At 70.4% G+C, this 19,025-nt stretch carries 14 protein-coding genes; 5 read left to right on the top strand and 9 right to left on the bottom strand.

Translation table 11 applies throughout. The features are described from left to right. Nucleotides 1–92: 92 nt before the first annotated feature. The 6 genes from OHA19_RS36385 to OHA19_RS36360 form a co-directional block, all read right to left on the bottom strand. A complete protein-coding gene (locus OHA19_RS36385) occupies nt 93–1,562 on the bottom strand; it encodes an MFS transporter (protein WP_405709184.1) in 1,470 nt (489 codons plus the stop codon). A 440-nt stretch (nt 1,563–2,002) separates the two neighbouring features. Then, on the bottom strand, nt 2,003–3,934 hold the full coding sequence (gene htpG / locus OHA19_RS36380) for a molecular chaperone HtpG (protein ID WP_405752995.1): 1,932 nt from the start codon (nt 3,932–3,934) through the stop codon (nt 2,003–2,005). 123 nt (nt 3,935–4,057) lie between these two features. Beyond that, the gene (locus OHA19_RS36375) at nt 4,058–4,861 is read right to left on the bottom strand and encodes an SDR family NAD(P)-dependent oxidoreductase (RefSeq protein ID WP_405709190.1); all 804 of its coding nucleotides are present in this window, start codon (nt 4,859–4,861) and stop codon (nt 4,058–4,060) included. Between the two features lie 74 nt (nt 4,862–4,935). Further along, nucleotides 4,936–5,718, bottom strand: coding sequence for an SDR family NAD(P)-dependent oxidoreductase (locus OHA19_RS36370; RefSeq protein WP_405709193.1), 783 nt, complete (start codon nt 5,716–5,718; stop codon nt 4,936–4,938). Further along, the gene (locus OHA19_RS36365; RefSeq protein WP_405709195.1) at nt 5,675–6,439 is read right to left on the bottom strand and encodes a GntR family transcriptional regulator; all 765 of its coding nucleotides are present in this window, start codon (nt 6,437–6,439) and stop codon (nt 5,675–5,677) included. The genes OHA19_RS36370 and OHA19_RS36365 overlap by 44 nt, the downstream gene beginning before the upstream one ends. 42 nt (nt 6,440–6,481) lie before the next feature. Continuing rightward, nucleotides 6,482–7,036, bottom strand: a complete 555-nt coding sequence (locus OHA19_RS36360) for a VOC family protein (RefSeq protein WP_405709198.1) — start codon at nt 7,034–7,036, stop codon at nt 6,482–6,484. Between the two features lie 138 nt (nt 7,037–7,174). On the opposite strand from OHA19_RS36360, the gene OHA19_RS36355 reads away from it, so the two are divergent. The 4 genes from OHA19_RS36355 (at nt 7,175) to OHA19_RS36340 (ending at nt 14,117) form a co-directional block, all read left to right on the top strand. After that, entirely contained in the window at nt 7,175–9,373 is a 2,199-nt protein-coding gene (locus OHA19_RS36355) for a thiamine pyrophosphate-dependent enzyme (protein WP_405709201.1), read from the top strand. 37 nt (nt 9,374–9,410) lie between these two features. Continuing rightward, nucleotides 9,411–10,682, top strand: a complete 1,272-nt coding sequence (locus tag OHA19_RS36350) for a dihydrolipoamide acetyltransferase family protein (protein ID WP_405709204.1) — start codon at nt 9,411–9,413, stop codon at nt 10,680–10,682. A gap of 105 nt (nt 10,683–10,787) precedes the next feature. Further along, nucleotides 10,788–12,131: an MFS transporter gene (locus tag OHA19_RS36345; protein ID WP_405709206.1), complete on the top strand. Its 1,344-nt coding sequence runs from the start codon at nt 10,788–10,790 to the stop codon at nt 12,129–12,131. Nucleotides 12,132–12,407: 276 nt separating this feature from the next. Continuing rightward, on the top strand, nt 12,408–14,117 hold the full coding sequence (locus OHA19_RS36340; RefSeq protein WP_405752992.1) for a hypothetical protein: 1,710 nt from the start codon (nt 12,408–12,410) through the stop codon (nt 14,115–14,117). Nucleotides 14,118–14,143: 26 nt separating this feature from the next. Here the strand turns inward: OHA19_RS36340 and OHA19_RS36335 are convergent, their stop codons facing one another. Both OHA19_RS36335 and OHA19_RS36330 read right to left on the bottom strand, forming a co-directional pair. Continuing rightward, nucleotides 14,144–16,330, bottom strand: a complete 2,187-nt coding sequence (locus OHA19_RS36335) for an NB-ARC domain-containing protein (protein ID WP_405752989.1) — start codon at nt 16,328–16,330, stop codon at nt 14,144–14,146. A gap of 8 nt (nt 16,331–16,338) precedes the next feature. Next, nucleotides 16,339–16,758 (bottom strand): hypothetical protein, encoded by a 420-nt coding sequence (locus OHA19_RS36330; protein ID WP_405709214.1) that lies wholly within the window; start codon nt 16,756–16,758, stop codon nt 16,339–16,341. Nucleotides 16,759–17,068: 310 nt separating this feature from the next. Between OHA19_RS36330 and OHA19_RS36325 the strand changes: the two genes are divergently transcribed. Then, nucleotides 17,069–18,454, top strand: a complete 1,386-nt coding sequence (locus OHA19_RS36325; protein ID WP_405709217.1) for an MFS transporter — start codon at nt 17,069–17,071, stop codon at nt 18,452–18,454. 64 nt (nt 18,455–18,518) lie between these two features. On the opposite strand, the gene OHA19_RS36320 is transcribed toward OHA19_RS36325, so the two are convergent. Beyond that, nucleotides 18,519–18,998, bottom strand: coding sequence for an NUDIX hydrolase (locus tag OHA19_RS36320; RefSeq protein ID WP_405709220.1), 480 nt, complete (start codon nt 18,996–18,998; stop codon nt 18,519–18,521). Nucleotides 18,999–19,025: the final 27 nt, after the last annotated feature.

Below are 19,025 nucleotides of genomic sequence, written 5' to 3'. Positions count from 1 at the left end.
CGTTCGTGCGCCACCGCCTCCGGGGGCGACGCGGTGCGGACCGCCCGTTGCCGTACCCGCCTGCCAGGCTCTCTGGCGCCGCCGCACTCGGCTCACGCGCCGCGGGCCCGGGCGGCGAGCACGGCGGCCAGGATGCCGGGCACGAGCAACAGCCCGAAGGCCGCGGCGTAGCCGACATGGTCGCTGGAGCCGCCTCCGAGGAAGGCGTTGAAGACGGCGGAGGCGACGCCCAGAACCAGGATCTGGCCCAGGTTCTGGTTGGTCTGCATCGCACTGCTGGCATAGCCCTGTCGGCCGGCCGGGGCGTGGGCGAGGGACAGCACGGTGAGAGAAGGGGCGAGCAGGCCCATGCCGACCGCCGCGACGACCATCGACGACGCCGCGGTGATCGCCGGCATCCCGGGCAGCGACCCGACGGCGGCGATCACGATCGCCACCACCTGCACCAGGGCCCCCACCACGACCAGGCGGTGACGCGGCGTCCGTTCCGGCAGGCGGCCCTGCACCCAGGAGGAGGCGGCCCACGCCACGGCGGCACCGGTGAAGGCCAGCCCCGTCACCACGGGGGCCACGTCCCGGTCGGTGACCAGCATCAGCGGTACGAGTGCCTCCAGCGTGAAGAACACTCCGGAACTCAGCCCGCGCAGCAGCACCGTGGCCGGCAGCCCGCGCGCGGCACGCCAGGTGCCCGCCGGCAGCAGCCGGGAGGCGAACAGCACCATCAGTGCGAGTCCCGCCGCCGCGAACAGCAGATGACGCGTGTCCCGGCCCGAGACTCCGTACTGGCCCAGCGCCGCACCCGCGCTCACCGCCACCGCGATCGTCAGGGCGGGGCGCGGGGCCTTCTCCTGCGACAGCACGGGCGCGGCCTTCCAGGAACGGCCGTGCAGCAGGGCCACGACCGCCAGCGCCGGAAGCGCCGTCAAAGCCGCCAGGCCGTAGAAGACCGCACGCCAGGACCACCACTCGGCCACCAGCCCCGCCATCGGAGGGCCGACCAGTGACGGAATGATCCAGCAGGCGCTCATCAGCGCAAGGGCGCGCGGCTGGAGCCGCTCGGGATACGCCTGGCCGATCGCGGTGTTGATCGCCACCGCGACCATCCCGCCCGCCACGCCGTCCACGAAGCGCCCGGCGGCCAGTTGCCAGATCGAGGTGCTGCCGGCCGAGACCAGCAGGGTGACCACGGCCAGCACCATGCCCGCGGCCAGCGGACGGTTCGCCCCCGCACGGTCCGCCCAGTGGCCGCCCAGCACCCCGCCCAGCAGACTCGCGGCCACGAAACAGCCCGCCACCAGCGGGAAGAGCGACACCCCGTCCAGATCCCGGGCGGCCGTCGGGAGCGTGGGCACCACGGCCAGCGCGGCGAGGCCGGTCAGGAACATCACCGCGGCGAAGACGGTGGTGGCCGTCGCGTACGTCCGGGAGAAAATGCCCTCTGCGGCTTCGATCCCCGAGTGCGGGAGGCCGGCTGTCGTCGTCCGCCCGCCGCCTTCCGCAGTGGCCGGTTCCGCGGACGTCGTATGCGGGTCGCGCGATGGGCTCTTCGGGGCATCGGTCACAGGCGTACAAGCTAGGCCGACCGCATGGCCGCGTGCCAGCGGATTTCCGCGCGCACCGCCACCCCACCGCCTCCCCACCCCAACCGCCCGGGGCGACGGACGTCGGACACCGTACGGCCCGCTCCTCCCGGCGGCCGGGAAGCGGACCGGAGCGCCGGGGAAGGGGGCCGACCCTCGGAGAGTCGGGGCGCAACCGGGCCACTGCCCGTACTTCGATCCTCGCCCCGGACCGCGTGCCTCGCATCCCGGTGCGAGTCGGCTCCGGGCCGGTCCGGTCCGGTGCCGGGGCGGCTCCCGGCGGCCGGAGTGGCCCGGCGCGTCCGGCGGGGTGAAAGCGCTGGACCGGCCGGTGGGCCGTGCCCCGACCGTGCGAGGCACGGCCCACCGTGAAGCGTCCGCCGTCCTGCCGCTGCCGGCGCGGGTTCGCCGGCAGCGGGTGCTCACAGGGTGCGTTCGAGGCGGTCGGCCATCAGCCTGACGAAGCGCGACGGGTCGCTCAGTTCGCCGCCCTCGGCCAGCAGCGCCAGGTCGTGGAGCAGTTCGGCCGTCTCCTGGAGTCCGGCGCCGTCGTCCTCGCCGCGTTCGGCGTGCGCCCGGTTGAGGCCGCTGACCAGCGCGTGCTCCGGGTTGAGTTCGAGGATGCGCTTGACCTGGGGAACGGGCTGGCCCATGGCGCGGTACATGTTCTCCAGGGCCGGCGTCACATCGTGCGTGTCCGAGACGATGCAGGCGGGCGAGACGGTGAGGCGCGAGGAGAGCCGTACTTCCTTGACGGTGTCGCTCAGCCGGTCCGTCATCCAGCCGAGCAGATCCGCGTACTCCTGCTGCCGTCCCTCGCGCTCGGTCGCGGCCTCCTTCTTCTCCTCCTCCGTCCCGAGGTCGACCTCGCCCTTGGCGACGGACCGCAGCTTCTTGCCGTCGAACTCCGGCTCCGCCTCGACCCACACCTCGTCGACGGGGTCGGTCAGCAGCAGCACCTCGACGCCCTTGGCGCGGAACGCCTCCATGTGCGGGGAGTTCTCGATGGCCTGACGGGACTCGCCCGTCACGTAGAAGATGTGCTCCTGGCCGTCCTTCATCCGCTCCACGTACTGCCGCAGCGTGGTCGGCTCGTCCTTGTCGTGGGTGGTGGCGAAGGACGAGACGCCGAGGATGGTCTCGCGGTTCTCGAAGTCGCTCAGCAGCCCTTCCTTGAGGACGCGGCCGAACTCCCGCCAGAACGTGGCGTACCGCTCCGGCTCGGCGGTCATCATGTCCTTGACCGTCGACAGCACCTTCTTCGCCAGCCGCCGGTGCATCAGCTGGATCTGGCGGTCCTGCTGGAGGATCTCCCGCGACACGTTGAGCGACAGGTCCTGCGCGTCGACGACACCCTTGACGAAGCGCAGGTACGGCGGCATCAGCGCTTCGCAGTCGTCCATGATGAAGACGCGCTTCACATAGAGCTGGATGCCGCGCTGGTACCTCTGCATGAACAGGTCCTGGGGCGCGTGCGACGGGATGAAGAGCAGTGCCTGGTACTCGAAAGTGCCTTCCGCCTGAAGACGAATGGTCTCCAGAGGGGCACTCCAGTCATGGCTGATGTGCTTGTACAGCTCGTGGTACTCGTCGTCGGTGACCTCGTCGCGCGAACGCGCCCAGAGAGCCTTCATCGAGTTGAGCGTCTCGGGCTCGCGCGGGGCGTCGTCGGCCCCCTCCGCGCCGTCCGCACCCTCCGCGGCCTCGGGAGCCATCCGGACCGGCCAGGTGATGAAGTCCGAGTACCGCTTGACGATCTCCCTGATCTTCCACGGGGAGACGTAGTCGTGCAGCTGGTCGTCGGTGTCCTCCGGCTTGAGGTGGAGCGTGACGGAGGTTCCCTGGGGGGCGCTGTCGACGGTCTCGATCGTGTACGTGCCCTCGCCGGAAGACGTCCACCGGGTGCCCTGGCTCTCGCCCGCGCGCCGGGTCAGCAGCGTGACCTCGTCGGCCACCATGAAGCTGGAGTAGAACCCGACACCGAACTGACCGATCAGTCCGTCGGCCGCGGCGTTCTCCTCGGCCTCCTTGAGCTCCCGCAGGAACTTCGCGGTGCCCGAGTTCGCGATGGTCCCGATGAGCTGGACCACTTCATCGTGAGACATCCCGATGCCGTTGTCCCGCACGGTCAGCGTGCGGGCCTGCCGGTCGGTCTCGATGGCGATGTGGAGGTCGGACACATCGGCGCCGAGCGAGTCGTCGCGCAGCGCTTCGAGTCGCAACTTGTCGAGCGCGTCGGAGGCGTTGGAGACGAGTTCACGCAGGAACACGTCCTTGTTCGAGTAGATCGAGTGGATCATCATCTGCAGAAGCTGGCGCGCTTCCACCTGAAACTCGAACGTCTCAGTAGGCATAATCCGTGATTCCTTCTCAGGTCCGCGGTCTGGGATCCGGCCTGAGCACTTTAGATCAGCAGGTGATCACTCCGGGCCACTCCCCCGAAGCCCGCCAGTTCCGCGGCTCCTTGCGGGACCCGGTCAGGCCGGTGCCACCGCGTAGCCGTCGGCCGTCCAGCCTCCGTCGCTGACCATCACCTGGCCCGTGATGTTCGCGGACACCCCGGAGGACAGGAACAGCGCGAGGTGCGCGATGTCCTGCGGGCTGCCGAGGCGGCCGCGCGGGGTGCGGCGGCGCAGCGCCCCGGTGTCCAGCCGCCCGGCGTCGGAGAGTCGGGTCAGCAGCTCGGTCTCGACGTACCCCGGTGCGAGGGCGTTGACGCGGATGCCGTACGGGGCCCACTCGACGGCCAGGACCTTGGTGAGGGCGGCGACGGCCGCCTTGGTCGCGCAGTACGCCGCGCGCTCGGGTCCGGCGGTCACCCCGTACATCGACGAGGTGGTCAGGATGACACCGCCGTCGCCCTCGCGCATGATGCGGGCGGCGGCGCGTGCGCAGACGAAGACCCCGGTGAGGTTGACGTCCAACGCCGTGTTCCAGCGGTCCAGTTCGAGATCGAGGGACGGCGCGTTGGCGGACACTCCGGCGTTGGCGACCATGACGGACAGCTCTCCTGTCCGGGCGGTGAACCCGGTGAGTGCCGCCGTCACGGCGTCCTGGTCGCCGACCGGGGCCGCGGCCGTCGCGATCACCTGGCCGGGGTGGCGCGCCGACAGTGCGGGCCGCACCCGGTCCAGTTCGTCGCCGTCGATGTCGAGCAGCAGCACATGGCATCCGGCACGTGCGAAGGCGTCGGCCATCGCGAGTCCCAGGCCGCGGGCTGCGCCGGTGACGCATACGGAGCTGCCGCTCAGGTCGGGGTAGATCGCCGCTTCGGCAGTCATGTTCGGTTCCGTTCCGTTCTCACTTGCCGCGCCGTGCTCCGGGTCGTTCTCTGCTCCGGTGTGTCCGGGTGTGCTCAGATCATGTGCATGCCACCGTTCACATGGATGACCTCGCCCTGCACGAAGCTCGCCGCGGGTGAGCAGAGGAAGGCGACGACGGAGGCCACTTCCTCCGGCCTGCCCAGGCGGCCCAGGGGCGTGGTGGCGAGAGCGGTGTCGCCGCGGTCGGCGACGTAGTCGCGGGTCATGGGGGTCTCGATGATGCCGGGCGAGACCATGTTGATCCGTGCCCTGGAGCCGAGTTCCCAGGCGAGGCTGCGGGAGAAGGCGAGCAGCGCACCCTTGGTCGCCGCGTAGTGCGCGTGCCGGACGCTGCCGCGGTGACCGGCCATGGAGGTCAGATTGACGATGCTGCCGCCCTCGTTGAGGTGGGGCAGTACGGCACGGGTGAGGTAGAAGACACCGTTGAGGTTGACCGAGATGACGGTGTTCCACTGCTCGTCGGTCATGTCTGCGACGGCCTGCTCCGGATAGATCCCGGCGGCGGGTACGAGGAAGTCGACCGAGCCGAACGTCTCGACGGCGGCGGCGACGAAGGCGTTGTTGCTCTCCGGCGAGGCCGCGTCCAGGGTGCGGGTGATCACGGTGGCGCCCGTGGGGTCGAGCGTCGCTGCGAACTCCGCCAGCGCCCCGGCGTTCAGGTCACCGAGCACCAGGTTGGCGCCGGCCTCGTGGAACTGGCGGGCCACCTCTCGGGCGATGCCGCCGCCCGCGCCGGACAGGAGGAGTGTCCGGCCCTCGAAGGGGCGGGCGTCACTCCGCGGGCCCTGCTGCTTCTGTTGTGTGGTCGCTGTCATGGTCTTCCTCTGTGAACAGTTCGGGATGTTGGGCCAGTTCCAGCCGTGTGCGGCGGATGTGGCCGGTGAGAAAACGTTCGGCGTCGACGGTGTCGCCCCGCTTGATCGCATCGATGATCAGGCGGTGTTCGGCATGGATCAGTTCCCAGCCGGTGTCGCCGGCGAGCCGGGCGAAGGCTCGGCGGTAGTGCTGTGTGGTGTTCCAGAAGCGGTCGGCCATGGCGGTGATCTGGGCGACGCGGCATCCGGCGTAGGTGAGCAGGTGGAGACGGCCGTCGAGGGCCAGGAAGCGGTCCACGTCGGTGGTGAGCTCGATCTGCCGCGCGATCGTCTCCAGTTCGGCGACCTGCTCGGCGGACAGATGCGGGATGCTCTCGCTGAGGGCGAGCGGTTCCAGGCGCTCGCGGATCTTGTAGACGCCCTCGCACTCCGCCATGTCCATCCTGGAGACCCAGGCGCCGCTGTTGGACTTCACGACGGTCAGGCCCTCGGCCGCCAGTATCCGCAGGGCCTCGCGTACGGGCAGCCGGCTGGCGCCGAGCTGCGCGGCGACCTGCTCCTGCATGATCCGTGCGCCGGGGCGCAGTTCACCACTGAGGATGGCGGCACGCAGATGGTCCGCGACGCGTTGGCTGGCGACGGCGGCGCTGGGGCCGGGCGTGCCCGGTCCCGACGTGCTGGATCCGGACGGGCCCGATCCGGTGGCGGGCTTGCGCGACATGGTTCTCCCTGGTGCGGTGTGGCGGCGGCGTGTGCGGCGTGTTCAGACGGAAGGCTGCCACAGCAGTACCGGTGAGTCGGCCTCGTACCGCTTGCCGCCCGGGTAGGAGACCAGCTCCAGCTGCATCCCCCAGGGAGTGAGGAAGTAGACCCAGCGCTGCCCCTCGCTCGGGCCGGAGCTGGCAGTGGGTTCGCCCAGGATCCGTACGCCGTGCTGTCGCAGGTGTGCCACGGCGGCGTCGAGGTCGGTGACGTAGAAGGCGAGATGGTGGCCGCCGACGTCGCTGTTGCGCGGTGGTCGGGTCTGCTGTCCGGGGGCCTCGTACTCGAAGATCTCGAAGTTCGGACCGCCCGCGCAGCGGAAGAAGCGCAGCTCGCGCATCACGGCGCGCGGGTGGACGCCGAGGCGGTCGCTCATCCAGGTGCCGTCGGAGCGGAACGGGCCGAGCGAGTAGACGTGCTCGCAGCCGATCACCTCGACGAAGAACCGGGTCGCCTCTTCGAGGTCGGGAACGGTGAAGCCGATGTGCTCGACGCCGGCCAGTCCGGGAAGTCCCTGCCCCCGACCATCTGTGGAATGGATCCATCTATCCGCCATGCGTCTCACATTGCTCCGCCAAAGGCGCCGTAGTCAATGGACACTCTCGAAATCTGAACGTAACGTTCCAGTAACGAGGTATTGGCTATGGATCCATTCGCTGCGACAGTGCTCACCGAATCACACAGGAGAGTGCTCATGCCCACACACCGGAAACTGGCCCCCGCCTCACCCTGGACCGAGGTGACGGCGACCAAGAAGGACTGGCACGGCGCGGACCCCCGGCTGCTGACCTCGATGTTCACCCAGACCCTGCTGATCAGGACCTTCGAGGAGTACGTACTCGACCTCGCGGGCCAGGGACTGGTCCACGGCCCGGCGCACTCCAGCATCGGCCAGGAGGGCGGCGCCGTCGGCTCCGTGCTGCCGCTGACCGGCGCCGACTTCGTCGGCGGCTCGCACCGGGGGCACCACCAGTTCCTCGCCAAGGCACTGGGTTACGTCGCACCCGACGGCATCGACCTGCGCCGCCCCGTCGACGACGAGGTGCGCACCGTCCTGCAGCGCAGCCTGGCCGAGATCTGTGGCCTGGCCAGGGGCTTCTGCCGGGGGCGGGGCGGATCCATGCATCTGCAGTGGCGCGAGGCCGGGGCCATGGGCACCAACGCGATCGTCGGTGGCGGCGTGCCGCAGGCCGCCGGGTTCGCCTGGTCGGCGCGGCAGGCCGGCACCGATGCCGTCTCGGTGACCTACTTCGGGGACGGCGCGGTCAACATCGGCTCCGTGCTGGAGACGATGAACCTCGCCGCCGCCTGGAAGCTGCCGGTCTGCTTCTTCATCGAGAACAACAAGTACGCCGTCTCCACCCACGTGGACGAGGCGACGGCCGAGCCCCGGCTGTCGGCGCGCGGTCTGGGCTTCAACATCCCCAGCTGGCGCGTGGACGGCATGGACCCGCTGGCCACGTACCTCGCCATGAGCGAGGCAGTGGACCACATGCGCGCCGGTGGCGGGCCGACCGTCGTCGAGGCCGAGGTCTACCGCTTCTTCCATCAGAACGGCCCGTTCCCCGGCAGCGCGTTCGGCTATCGCACCAAGGACGAGGAGAAGGAGTGGCGGGCCCGCGACCCGCTGGCCCTCGTCTCGCGGCAGCTCGTCGAGAACGGCGTCCTGAGCGCCGACGAGATCGACGCATGCACGGCACGGGCCAAGGCGGTCATGGCGGCCATCGGCGACGAACTGCTGGAGCCCGACCCCGACGGCAAGCCGGGCACCCGCCGCATCAGGCCCGCCGAGTGGCCCGACCCGTCCTTCCGCGACGTCGGCGTGCGGGGCGACCTCAGCGAATTCGACGGCGTACGCCTCGCCGACACCGGGACCGGGCCGGAGGAGTTCCAAGGACGTCTGGAACAACGGAAGTTCATCGACGTGGTGGCCGAGGTGATGAGCCGGCGCATGGCCGAGGACCCGTCGGTCGTCGTCATGGGCGAGGACGTGCACCGGCTCAAGGGTGGCACCAACGGCGCCACCAAGGGCCTGGCCGAGGCCCACCCCGACCGCGTCCTGGGCACCCCGATCAGCGAGAACGCCTTCGCCGGACTCGCCGGCGGCATCGCGCTCGACGCCCGGTACAAGCCGGTGGTGGAATTCATGTACGCCGACTTCATGTGGGTCGCGGCGGACCAGATCTTCAACCAGATCGGCAAGGCCCGACACATGTTCGGCGGCGACGGACAGGGGTCCGGAGTGCCGCTCGTCCTGCGAAGCAAGGTCGCCATGGGCACCGGCTACGGCTCCCAGCACTCCATGGACCCGGCGGGGATCCTCGCCACGGCCCCCGGCTGGCGCATCGTCGCCCCGTCCACGCCCTTCGACTACGTGGGCCTGATGAACTCCGCGCTGACCTGCAAGGACCCGGTCGTCGTGCTGGAGCACACCGACCTGTACAACTCGGTCGGGCCCGGCCCGGTGGACGATTTCGACTACTGCCTGCCGGTGGGCAGGGCGGCCGTGCGCCGCACCGGGTCACGGATCACCGTCGTGTCGTACCTCGCGATGACCAACTACGTGCTGGAGGCCGTTGAGCAGCTGGGTCTGGACGCCGAGGTCATCGACCTGCGCTGGCTGGACCGCGCCAGCCTCGACTGGGACACCCTCGGCGAGAGCATCCGCAAGACCAACAACGTGCTCATCGCCGAACAGGGCCCCATCGGCACCTCCTACGGCGGCTGGCTGGCCGACGAGATCCAGCGCCGCTGGTTCGACTGGCTCGACAGGCCGGTCGAGCGCGTCGGGGCCGGCGAGTCCTCGCCCAGCATCAGCAAGGTGCTGGAGCGGGCGGCCATCGCGCGGACCGAAGAGGTCGTGGCCGCGCTCCAGCGGGTCACCGGGAACTGACCCTCCCCGTACGAGAGAACACCCAGGAGGGTTGATCATGGCAGAACTGTTCCGAATGCCCGCCGTGGCCGCCGATGCGGCAACGGCCGTGCTGTCCGCCTGGCAGGTGGCGGAGGGATCGTCGTTCACGAAGGACGACGCGCTGGTCTCCATCGAGACCGACAAGGCCGAGGTGGACGTCGCCGCCGAGCGGGACGGCGTGCTGCTCAAGGCGCTGTACGGGCCCGGCGTCGAGATCGAGGTCGGCGACCCGATCGCCGTGCTCGGCGCCGTCGGCGAGCAGACCGGTGACCTCGGCGCGCTGCTGGCCGAGCTCGGCGTCGGCGCGCCCGCCGCGGCCCCGCAGGCGGTGCGCCGGGACGTACCGGAGGAGCCGGTGGCACAGCCTGCGGCCGCCCCGGCGTCCGGTGGGCCGGATCGCGGCGGACGGGTCTTCAGCAGTCCGCTGGCCCGCAGACTGGCCCGGGAAGCGGGCCTCGGCATCGAGACCCTCACCGGAACCGGGCCCGGCGGACGCGTCGTCCGGCGTGACGTCGAGGCCGCGGTCGCGGCCCGGCGGACACAGGGGACGGAGCCGCCCGTGGCACCATCACCTGTGGCGGCCGCTCCCGTGCCGCGGGCCGACGCCGGCGATCACGACGACATCCCGCACACCCGGATGCGCCGGGCCATCGCCAGGCGCCTGACCGAGAGCAAGCAGCACACCCCGCACTTCTATCTGCGGGCGACCTGCGCCGTGGACGAGCTGCTCGCCCTGCGGCAGCGGATCAACGCCGTCAGCCCGGTCAGGATCTCGGTCAACGACCTGCTGATCAAGGCCGTCGCCACGGCGCACACCCAGGTGCCGGAGATGAACGCGGTGTGGCAGCCGGAATCCGTCCGCCGGTTCCGTTCCGTCGACGTCTCGGTCGCCATCGCCACTGACACGGGCCTGGTGACCCCGGTGCTGCGCGGGATCGAGAACCTGTCGGTGTCGGCGATCGCCACGCGGACCCGCGCGTTCGCGGAGCAGGCGCGCTCCGGTTCGCTGCGCCCCGCGGACCTCGAAGGCGGCTCGATCACCGTCTCGAACCTCGGCATGTACGGGGTCGAGGAGTTCGCCGCCATCATCAACCCGCCGCAGGCCGCGATCCTGGCCATCGGTGCCGCACGCGACGAGGCGGTGGTCCGCGACGGTGCGGTCACCGCGGCGAAGGTGCTCGGCGTGGTCCTGTCCGTGGACCACCGTCCGGTGGACGGTGCCGTGGCGGCGCGCTGGCTGGCGGCCTTCACCGAGGCCGTCCAGAACCCGGTCCGGCTCGTCGTCTGACCCCACCCCGGCGGCCGGGCGGCCCACGCACGCCGCCCGGCCCCGCCACTCCCAAGTCCTGTCGTCCGCATCCGACGGCTGCCAGAGCACCCCAAGAGGACACCGATGTCTTTGATCCGCGGTTCCCGCACGCCCAGTGCGGCCACACCACACGAAACCCCGCGCGATGCGCTCGGCGAGCTGGACCAGCGCAATCTGCGGCGGCTGATGCCGCTGCTGCTGGCCGCCTACATCATGTCGTTCCTGGACCGGACGAACATCGGTCTGGCCAAGGAACGCCTGGAGGTCGATCTCGGCATCTCCGCCGCGGCCTACGGGCTGGGCGCGGGACTGTTCTTCCTCACCTACGCGATCTCCGAAGTGCCCAGCAACCTGATCATGTACCGGGTCGGCGCCCGTTGGTGGATCACCCGGATCATGCTGACCTGGGGCGTCATCTCCGCCTGCATGGCCTTCGTGCAGGGCGAGAAGTCCTTCTACGCCATGCGACTGCTGCTCGGCGCCGCCGAGGCCGGGCTGCTGCCGGGCATCCTGCTCTACTTCACGTACTGGTTCCGCTCCGAGATCCGCGGCAGGGCCATCGGGCTGCTCCTGCTCGGCGCGTCCATCGCCAGCGTCGTCGGGAACCCGCTCGGCGGACTGCTCATGGAGATGGACGGGTTGGGCGGCTGGCACGGCTGGCAGTGGATGTTCGTCATCGAGGGGGTCCCCTGCCTCTTCCTGGCGTTCGCCATCTTCCGGTTCCTGCCCGACGGCCCGGCCGAGGCGCCCTGGCTGACGGCGGACGAGGCCAGGCTGGTCCAGGACGCGGTCACCCGCGAGCAGACCGAGGGTGCCGAGGCGGCCGGCAACGGCTCCGGTTCCGGTTCGCTGCTGACGGTGCTGCGGGACAAGCAGATGCTGCTGGCCATCTTCGCCAACTGGACGCACCAGGTCGCCCTGTACTCGGTCGTCTACTTCCTGCCCGGAATCATCGGCGGCTGGGGCGATCTCTCGCCGTTCACCATCGGTCTGCTGACCGGCCTGCCCTGGCTCACCGCGGCCGTCGGCGCCGTACTGGTCCCGCCCCGCGCGACCACACCCCGGCGCTCCCGCAACTTCGTGGTGGTCGGTCTGCTGATGATGTTCACCGGCCTCGTCGTCGCGGCCGTCGCCGGTCCCGTGATCGCCCTGCTCGGCTTCTGTTTCACCGGCCTGGCGTTCTTCGTCGTCCAGCCCCTGCTGTTCAACTTCCCCGCCACCCGGCTCTCGGGCAAGACCCTCGCCGGCGGTCTGGCACTGCTCAACACCATCGGCATCACCGGCGGCTTCGTCGGCCCCTACATCATGGGCTACGCCGAGGACGCCACCGGCAACCACCTGTCCGGCCTGTGGGTGTCCATCGTTCTGCTGGCCCTCGGAGCGCTGGCGGCCACGCGACTGCGTTTCTCCCCCAAGTCCAGGTCCTGACGCACGCCATGGCGTGGGCCCCACGGGGTCCACGCCATGGCGTGCGTCGTGGTACGAGGCCGGTCCGGACCGGTGCGCCTGAGCACCGCTGCCGACGCCGCGCCCCCGATTCGTTGGATACGGTATGTGTGACCGTTCACGCCGCACTTGCCTTCCAGAAGAGTTGCATCACAGCTTGAAACCCGATAGGCGGAGCATCAGCCGCGAGCCGCGAGCCGCGAGCCGCGAGCCGCGAGCCGCGAGCCGCGAGCCCGGGGGTAGCTTCTTGGGGTGGCCATGAGCTCTAGGCAGCCCCTCCGAGTTCCCGTCGGACCGGACGCTCTGCGATGGAGCACGTTTCGTCGGGAAAAGACTCTGGTCGTAGCCGCCCGCACCGTCACGTCGACCGCACGGGTCCTCGAATGTCTGCCCGCGCTGCTGCGCGGTGACAGCCGGGTGGCGGTCGTCTTCGCCCATGACCCCACGTCCGCCTTCAACGACGGGGTGCTCGACCTGCTCCACGATTCGGGGTGCCGGGTGATGGAGTGGGAGCAACTCGCCGATGCCGCCCCCGATCTCATCGTCTCCGCGAGCGAGAACATCGACGTACCGGAGGGGGACTGCCCCGTTCTGGTACTGCCCCATGGCATCGGTTTCCAGAAGCACGTGCCGGATTCGCGGGCACCGCGCAGCCGCCTGTCCGGTGTGGTGCCGGACCGGCTCCTGGAGTCCGGACGGGCCTGGCTCGCCATTTCGCACCCGGGCCAGGAAGATCAGTTGCTCGCCACACATCCGATGGCGACCGGCCGCACCCTGCTCGTCGGCGACCCCTGTTTCGACGAACTGCTCGTCAGCCTGGATCAGGCCGGAGCCTATCGGGCCGCCCTGGGCGTCCCGGACGGGCAACGACTCGTGGTGCTCAGTTCCACCTGGGGCCCCACGTCCCTGATCGGGCAGAACCCCGGCCTCCCGGCCCGGCTGCTCGCCGCGCTGCCGTACGACGAATTCCGGGTCGCCGCGATCATCCACCCCAACGTCTGGTCGGGGCACGGCGCGTGGCAGATCCGCACCACCCTGGCAGCCGCACTGGACGCGGGGCTGATCCTGATTCCCCCCGTCCACGCCTGGCGGCCGGCACTCGTGGCCGCGGACGCCGTCGTCGGTGACCACGGCTCGGTGACGCTGTACGGTGCGGCTCTGGGCAAGCCGGTGCTGCTCGCCTCGTTCGGGAGCGATGCCGTGCCGGGCACTGCCGCGGACAGTCTCGGACGGGCCGCGCCCCGGCTCGATCCGCTGGGCGACATGGTGCGGCAGATCAGGACCGCCGTCGGCGAGCACACCCCCGAGCGCTACCGAACGATCGGTGAGCAGGCCTTCGCCCGGCCGGGGCAGGCACTCGCCCAGCTGCGAACCGCGCTCTACCACCTGATGGGACTGCCCGAGCCGTCACCCGGTGTCCCACCCCGACTGATGCTGCCCGCACCGGAGGAGGCCGCGTCCGCGGTCTCCTCCTGGACCGTGGCGACCACGGCCTCCTTCGAGGACGAACGGCCGGTCGTCACCGTGCGGCGCCACCCCGCGGCGGTGTCCGGTGCGGAACACGAGACCCCGCAGGCTTTCACCCACCTGGCCTGTGACGACCACGAACGGGACCGCCGCCTGGTCGAGAGCGCGTCGGTACTGATCCGGCGACATGCCCTGCCGACGAGCGTCGCGGCGCTGCGCTGGATCGGGGAATCCCTGCGCCGCTGTCCCGGCTGCCGTCTCGCGGCTGTTGCCCTGGACGGGGGCGGCTGCTTGGTGGGGCTGCGCGACGGGCGGGTCGTCGAAGCGGCGGTCACCGGTCCCGCGGCCGATCCCGGTCTGCCGGCCGCGACCGTCTACACCCTCCTGCGCGCAGGAGCAGCGCTGGACGACGTCATGGTGACGCTGCGCACCGGTGAGCTGCGCGAGGAAGACGTCTCCCTCCGGCTGCGACCGCGGACCTCGGCCGACCCGTTCCGCTGAGGCGTTCCCGGCCCACGCTCCGGCCCTTACTCCGACCCGTGCTCCGGCCTGCCGATTCCTTCGATCCGGCGGCGAAGCGCCTCGGCCTGTGGGCTGCCGCCCGCCTCGTAGATTTCCAGGGCTCGCGTCAGATCGGCTCGTACCGCTTCCGGGCCGGCGGCCGAGCGCTCCTTGATCCCGGCCAGGGCCACCAGGGCCTGTGCCTCGTAGTGCGTCGCCCTCCGCTCCCGCAGGACCCGGGCGGCTTCATCCAGCTTGCGGATCGCCTCGTCGTGCTCGCCGAGGTGATCGTGGGCCAGACCCACGGCTGCCAGGACCCGCGCCGCCATCCGCAGATCATGTCGTGCGGTCAGCTCCGCATGCGCCCCTCGCAAAGTGATCAGAGCCTCGCCGTGGTCGCCTGCCGCGTCCTGGGCGCAGCCGAGGAAGTAGGCCGCGATGGCGGCGCCACGCCCCTCGTTCGCCGCGGTACTGAGCTCGAACGCACTCCGGTAGGCGTCCATGGCACGGGAGAGGTCGAAGTGTTCCCAGTACCGGCCCGAGAACTCCTGTACAGAGGCCCGCACCACGAGGTCTCCCGATACGGCGGCACAGGCCAGAGCGGTATCGAGCTCCCGACGCGCCGCCTCGTGCTCGCCCTGGTCCATCAGCGGACGTGACAGAAGGCTGCGCAGCCGGGCTTCGGCCGCCGGCTCCAGCGCCGCGGCGGCGGCCGCCGCGCCCAGTTCGAGCGACTCCCGCCAGTCACCGAGGTGCCGGTTGTGGAAGAACAGCGCTGTGAACGCCTCGGACAGCTGCCACACCTCGGTGCGCAGGGTCTCCTCGCGGGCGGCGACCCGCAGCACGTCGAGGATGTTTCGGTGTTCCGCTTCCAGCCAGTCCAGGGGTGCAGGCCCTGCCTCGGCCCCGAATGGGTCGGGTGCTGTGGCCAGCAGGGCCGTGAGATCCGCGATACGCAGCCGGTCCTGCCTGATCGACCGGTCCGCGAGCGCGGTGAGAGCCAGGTAGTGCGTCGTCACCCGCCCCGTCAGAGCGAGCCGTTCGCCTTCCGGCTCCTCGGCGGCGGCGCGCTCCAGGGCATGGAGGCGTACCAGATCGTGGAAGCGGTAGCGGCCGTCCCCGGCCGGTTCGAGAAGGCTCGCCCGTACGAGCGCCTTCAGCATGGTCCCGGTGCTCGACGTGTCGATGTCCGCCGCCACCGCGGCGACACCCACGTCGAACGTGGCACCCGGCAGCCAGCCCAGGAGCCGGTACAGCCGGGCCGTGTCCGGGGAGAAGTCCCGGTAGCCGAGATCGAGCACAGCGGACACCGACCGCTCCTCTCCGAGGGACATCCCCGCCAGTCGACCGGACTCGTCGGCCAGCTCTCCGGCCAGCCTCGACATCGTGAGCCCGGGGTCGGTCAGCAGTCGGGCCGCCACGATGTGCAGGGCCACCGGCAGACCACCGCACAGGTCCACCAGCCGGCTGGCCGACTCCCTGTCCGCCTCGATCACCGCTTCACCGCAGCGCTCGGTCAGCAACTCCAGCCCGCTGCGCCGGTCCAGCGGTCCCACCGGCATCATGCGCGCTCCGTCCAGTGCCAGTTCCCCGAGCGGGCCGCCGCTCGTGACCAGCAGGGCGCTGCCCTCGCCCTTGGGAATCAGGGAGGCCGCCTGGGCCGGCTGGCTCACGTTGTCGAGGACCACGAGCAGCTTGCGGCCCGAGGAACGCGACCGGAACAGCCTGGTGCGGTCGGCGAGCGAGGCGGGGATGGTCGACTCGTCGACTCCCAGGGACCTGAGGCACCGGCGAACGGCTTCGGAGACGTCCCCGCCCTCCGGTTCCTCCCGCAGCGCCGCGAAGTCGACGTAGAGCTGGCCATCGGGGAAGAGGTCCCGTTTCTCCTCCGCCCAGTGCGACACCAGCGCGGTCTTGCCCACGCCGGACATGCCGTACAGGGCTCCGAACCCGACCTTCACCGACCGTGAGCGACCCGTTCCCAGCCAGGCGTCGAGCTCCGCCAGGCGCTTGAAGCGATTGATGAACCGGAACGGGAGCGGCGGGACCTCGTCCGGCCTGATGTCCGGCCCGACCCCGGGCTGTGCCTGGACGTTGAAGGTGATTCCGCCATGGATCCGTTGTGCCTGGATGCTGTGGCCGTGGATCTCCCCGGACATGTCGTTGCTGACGTACGTGGATTCCGTGCGGGCAGCGGGTTCCTCGCTCTTCACACCGCCCCCTAACCGTTAAAGGTGAGGCCGCCGGAGTTGTTCTGCGCCTGGACGACCGAGCCCTTGTGGACAACCCCGCTGAGGCTGTTGTTGACCGTCACGGTCGACACACCTGGTGTCCGGGGGGCCAGTTCGTCCAGCAGCAGTCGCAGTTCCTGCGCGGCCGCCGGGTCCGCGCGCAGCGCTCGGCGCATCCTGAGCCGCCACTCGTCCTCGATGTCCGCCGCGACATCCGGCTCGTCGCCGTCGCGGGCCGCGATCAGCTCCTCCCGGGACGCCTCCAGTTCTTCGTCCACGCCACCGGTCTCCTCGCCCCGCGCGAGGAATCGCGCCACGCGCACCCTCGTCTGTGCCCAGGCGTCCGAGACCATGAGCCCGACCAAGCTCGTCGCACCCGACGCCGCCAGCGCCGCCAACTCCGCTTCCACGATGCCCCCGTTGTCTCGCCGTCGTACTGCGCGTGTGAAGTCACTTCTACCGTAGAGAGCGGACGCGCACTTCGGAAGCGGAACCAGGGGCGCGGCGCGACGAAGACAGGCCATCGCGCGACCGGCGCGGCCATCGAACGCGGGTGGCACAACGCGGATTCGGTCCTGCCACCGGCCGGGCCCCGCATGGTGGGCGCGCGCACTCCGGGCGGCAGAACTATGGTGTCCCGCCACATACGCCCCTGACCTGCCCCTTCCTACGGTATGGCGACGCACACACGTCCCCGCCAACCGTCCGGAAGTGGTACCCATGGCCGCCCCAGCAACCTCTCCGCCAGCCCCGTCGAACCTCAAGCGCATCGTGGCCGCAAGCCTCGTCGGGACCACCATCGAGTGGTACGACTTCTTCCTCTACGGGTCAGCCGCCGCGCTGGTCTTCAACAAGCTGTTCTTCCCCGAGTCCGACCCGCTCGTCGGAACGCTCCTGTCCTTCCTTACCTATGCGGTCGGCTTCGCCGCCCGGCCGCTCGGTGCCCTGGTGTTCGGGCACTACGGCGACCGGCTCGGCCGCAAGAAGCTGCTGGTGCTCAGTCTGCTGATGATGGGCGGGGCGACGTTCGCGATCGGGCTGCTGCCGACGCATGCCACGGTCGGGGCCGCCGCCCCCGTACTGCTCACCGTCCTGCGGCTGGTGCAGGGCTTCGCGCTCGGGGGCGAGTGGGGCGGGGCCGTGCTGCTGGTGTCGGAGCACGGGGACGCCGAGCGGCGCGGCTTCTGGGCCTCCTGGCCGCAGACGGGCGCACCGGCCGGGCAGTTGCTCGCCACCGGCGTGCTGTCCGCGCTCACCGCGCTGATGTCGGAATCCGCCTTCGGGGCGTGGGGCTGGCGCATTCCCTTCCTGCTCTCCGGTGTCCTGGTGATCCTCGGTCTGTGGATTCGTCTCTCCGTCGATGAATCGCCGGTCTTCAAGGCCGCGCTGGCGCAGGCCGAGGAGCGCAGGTCGAACAGCGGGACGGCCGAGAAGATGCCGCTCGTCGCCGTGCTGCGGCATCACTGGCGCGATGTGCTGATCGCCATGGGCGCCAGGATGGCGGAGAACATCAGCTACTACGTGATCACGGCGTTCGTGCTCGTCTACGCGACCACGGCGGCGGATCTGAGCAAGCAGACGGCGCTCAACGCGGTGCTCATCGCCTCGGCCGTGCACTTCGCGGTCATTCCGATGTGGGGTGCACTGTCGGACCGCATCGGACGCAAGCCGGTGTATCTGGCCGGCGCGGTCGGCGTCGGACTGTGGACGTTCCCGTTCTTCGCGCTGATCGACACCCGGAACTTCGGAAGTGTGCTGCTCGCCGTCACTGTCGGGCTCGTCTTCCACGGGGCGATGTACGCACCGCAGGCGGCCTTCTTCTCGGAGATGTTCGCGACCCGGATGCGGTACTCGGGCGCTTCGATCGGGGCACAGTTCTCGTCGGTCGCGGCCGGTGCTCCGGCGCCGCTCATCGCCACCGCGCTGCTCGCGGACTTCGACAGCTCGGTTCCCATCTCGCTGTACGTCATCGCCGCCGCGCTGATCACCCTGCTCGCGGTCGGGTGTGCCAAGGAGACCAGGCACCGGGATCTGACGGACATCGAGGGAGCCACGGCCGCGCCGGACGCCTCCGGGGCGCCGACGGCCGACGCCCGTACCGTCTGAGTCCGCGGCCCGGACGTTGTCCGCCGGGTGGCCCGGGGCCGGGCCACCCGGCGGACAACGGTGCTCACTGCGGGGCGGTGGGTTCGAACCAGGTGGGTTCGTCGGTCATGGACTGCTTGATCCGGAAGAGCCCGAACTCGTTCAGCGGCGGCAGCGCGTCCACCGGGAACCAGCCCACCTCCAGCGACTCGTCGTCGTTGACACGTGCCTCACCGCCGGTCGCCCGGCAGCGGAAGGTGACGTCGAGGTATTGGCAGCGGTCGCCGTTCGCGTACTGCACGGGCTCCAGGGCCTGGGTGAGCACCACCCGCTCCGCGACGCAGCGCACATTGGTCTCTTCGTACACCTCGCGCTCCGCTGTTGCCGCCGGCTGTTCGCCCGGCTCGCAGATGCCCCCGATGACCGACCATTTGCCGGTGTCGGAACGGCGTCCGAGCAGCACTCTTCCCTCGTCGTCGAAGACGACGGCGGTGACGCCGGGAAGCAGGAGCAGTTGCCGGCCCGCGGTGGCGCGGATCTCGCGGATGAAATCAGGAGTTGCCATGGTCCGACCCTACGTGGAGCGCCGGTG

Origin of the sequence: Streptomyces sp. NBC_00012 (assembly GCF_045040875.1) — a bacterium.
Lineage (GTDB): Bacteria > Actinomycetota > Actinomycetes > Streptomycetales > Streptomycetaceae > Streptomyces.
Note: the sequence above shows the minus strand (reverse complement) of the source record. Positions and strands in the feature narration are given on the sequence as shown.

Excerpts from the sequence above, each read along its gene's own strand:
- htpG (WP_405752995.1), bottom strand. The coding sequence starts at position 3,934 with ATGCCTACTGAGACGTTCGAGTTTCAGGTGGAAGCGCGCCAGCTTCTG.
- OHA19_RS36375 (WP_405709190.1), bottom strand. The coding sequence starts at position 4,861 with ATGACTGCCGAAGCGGCGATCTACCCCGACCTGAGCGGCAGCTCCGTA.
- OHA19_RS36370 (WP_405709193.1), bottom strand. The coding sequence starts at position 5,718 with ATGACAGCGACCACACAACAGAAGCAGCAGGGCCCGCGGAGTGACGCC.
- OHA19_RS36365 (WP_405709195.1), bottom strand. The coding sequence starts at position 6,439 with ATGTCGCGCAAGCCCGCCACCGGATCGGGCCCGTCCGGATCCAGCACG.
- OHA19_RS36360 (WP_405709198.1), bottom strand. The coding sequence starts at position 7,036 with ATGGCGGATAGATGGATCCATTCCACAGATGGTCGGGGGCAGGGACTT.
- OHA19_RS36355 (WP_405709201.1), top strand. The coding sequence starts at position 7,175 with ATGCCCACACACCGGAAACTGGCCCCCGCCTCACCCTGGACCGAGGTG.
- OHA19_RS36350 (WP_405709204.1), top strand. The coding sequence starts at position 9,411 with ATGGCAGAACTGTTCCGAATGCCCGCCGTGGCCGCCGATGCGGCAACG.
- OHA19_RS36345 (WP_405709206.1), top strand. The coding sequence starts at position 10,788 with ATGTCTTTGATCCGCGGTTCCCGCACGCCCAGTGCGGCCACACCACAC.
- OHA19_RS36340 (WP_405752992.1), top strand. The coding sequence starts at position 12,408 with ATGAGCTCTAGGCAGCCCCTCCGAGTTCCCGTCGGACCGGACGCTCTG.
- OHA19_RS36325 (WP_405709217.1), top strand. The coding sequence starts at position 17,069 with ATGGCCGCCCCAGCAACCTCTCCGCCAGCCCCGTCGAACCTCAAGCGC.
- OHA19_RS36320 (WP_405709220.1), bottom strand. The coding sequence starts at position 18,998 with ATGGCAACTCCTGATTTCATCCGCGAGATCCGCGCCACCGCGGGCCGG.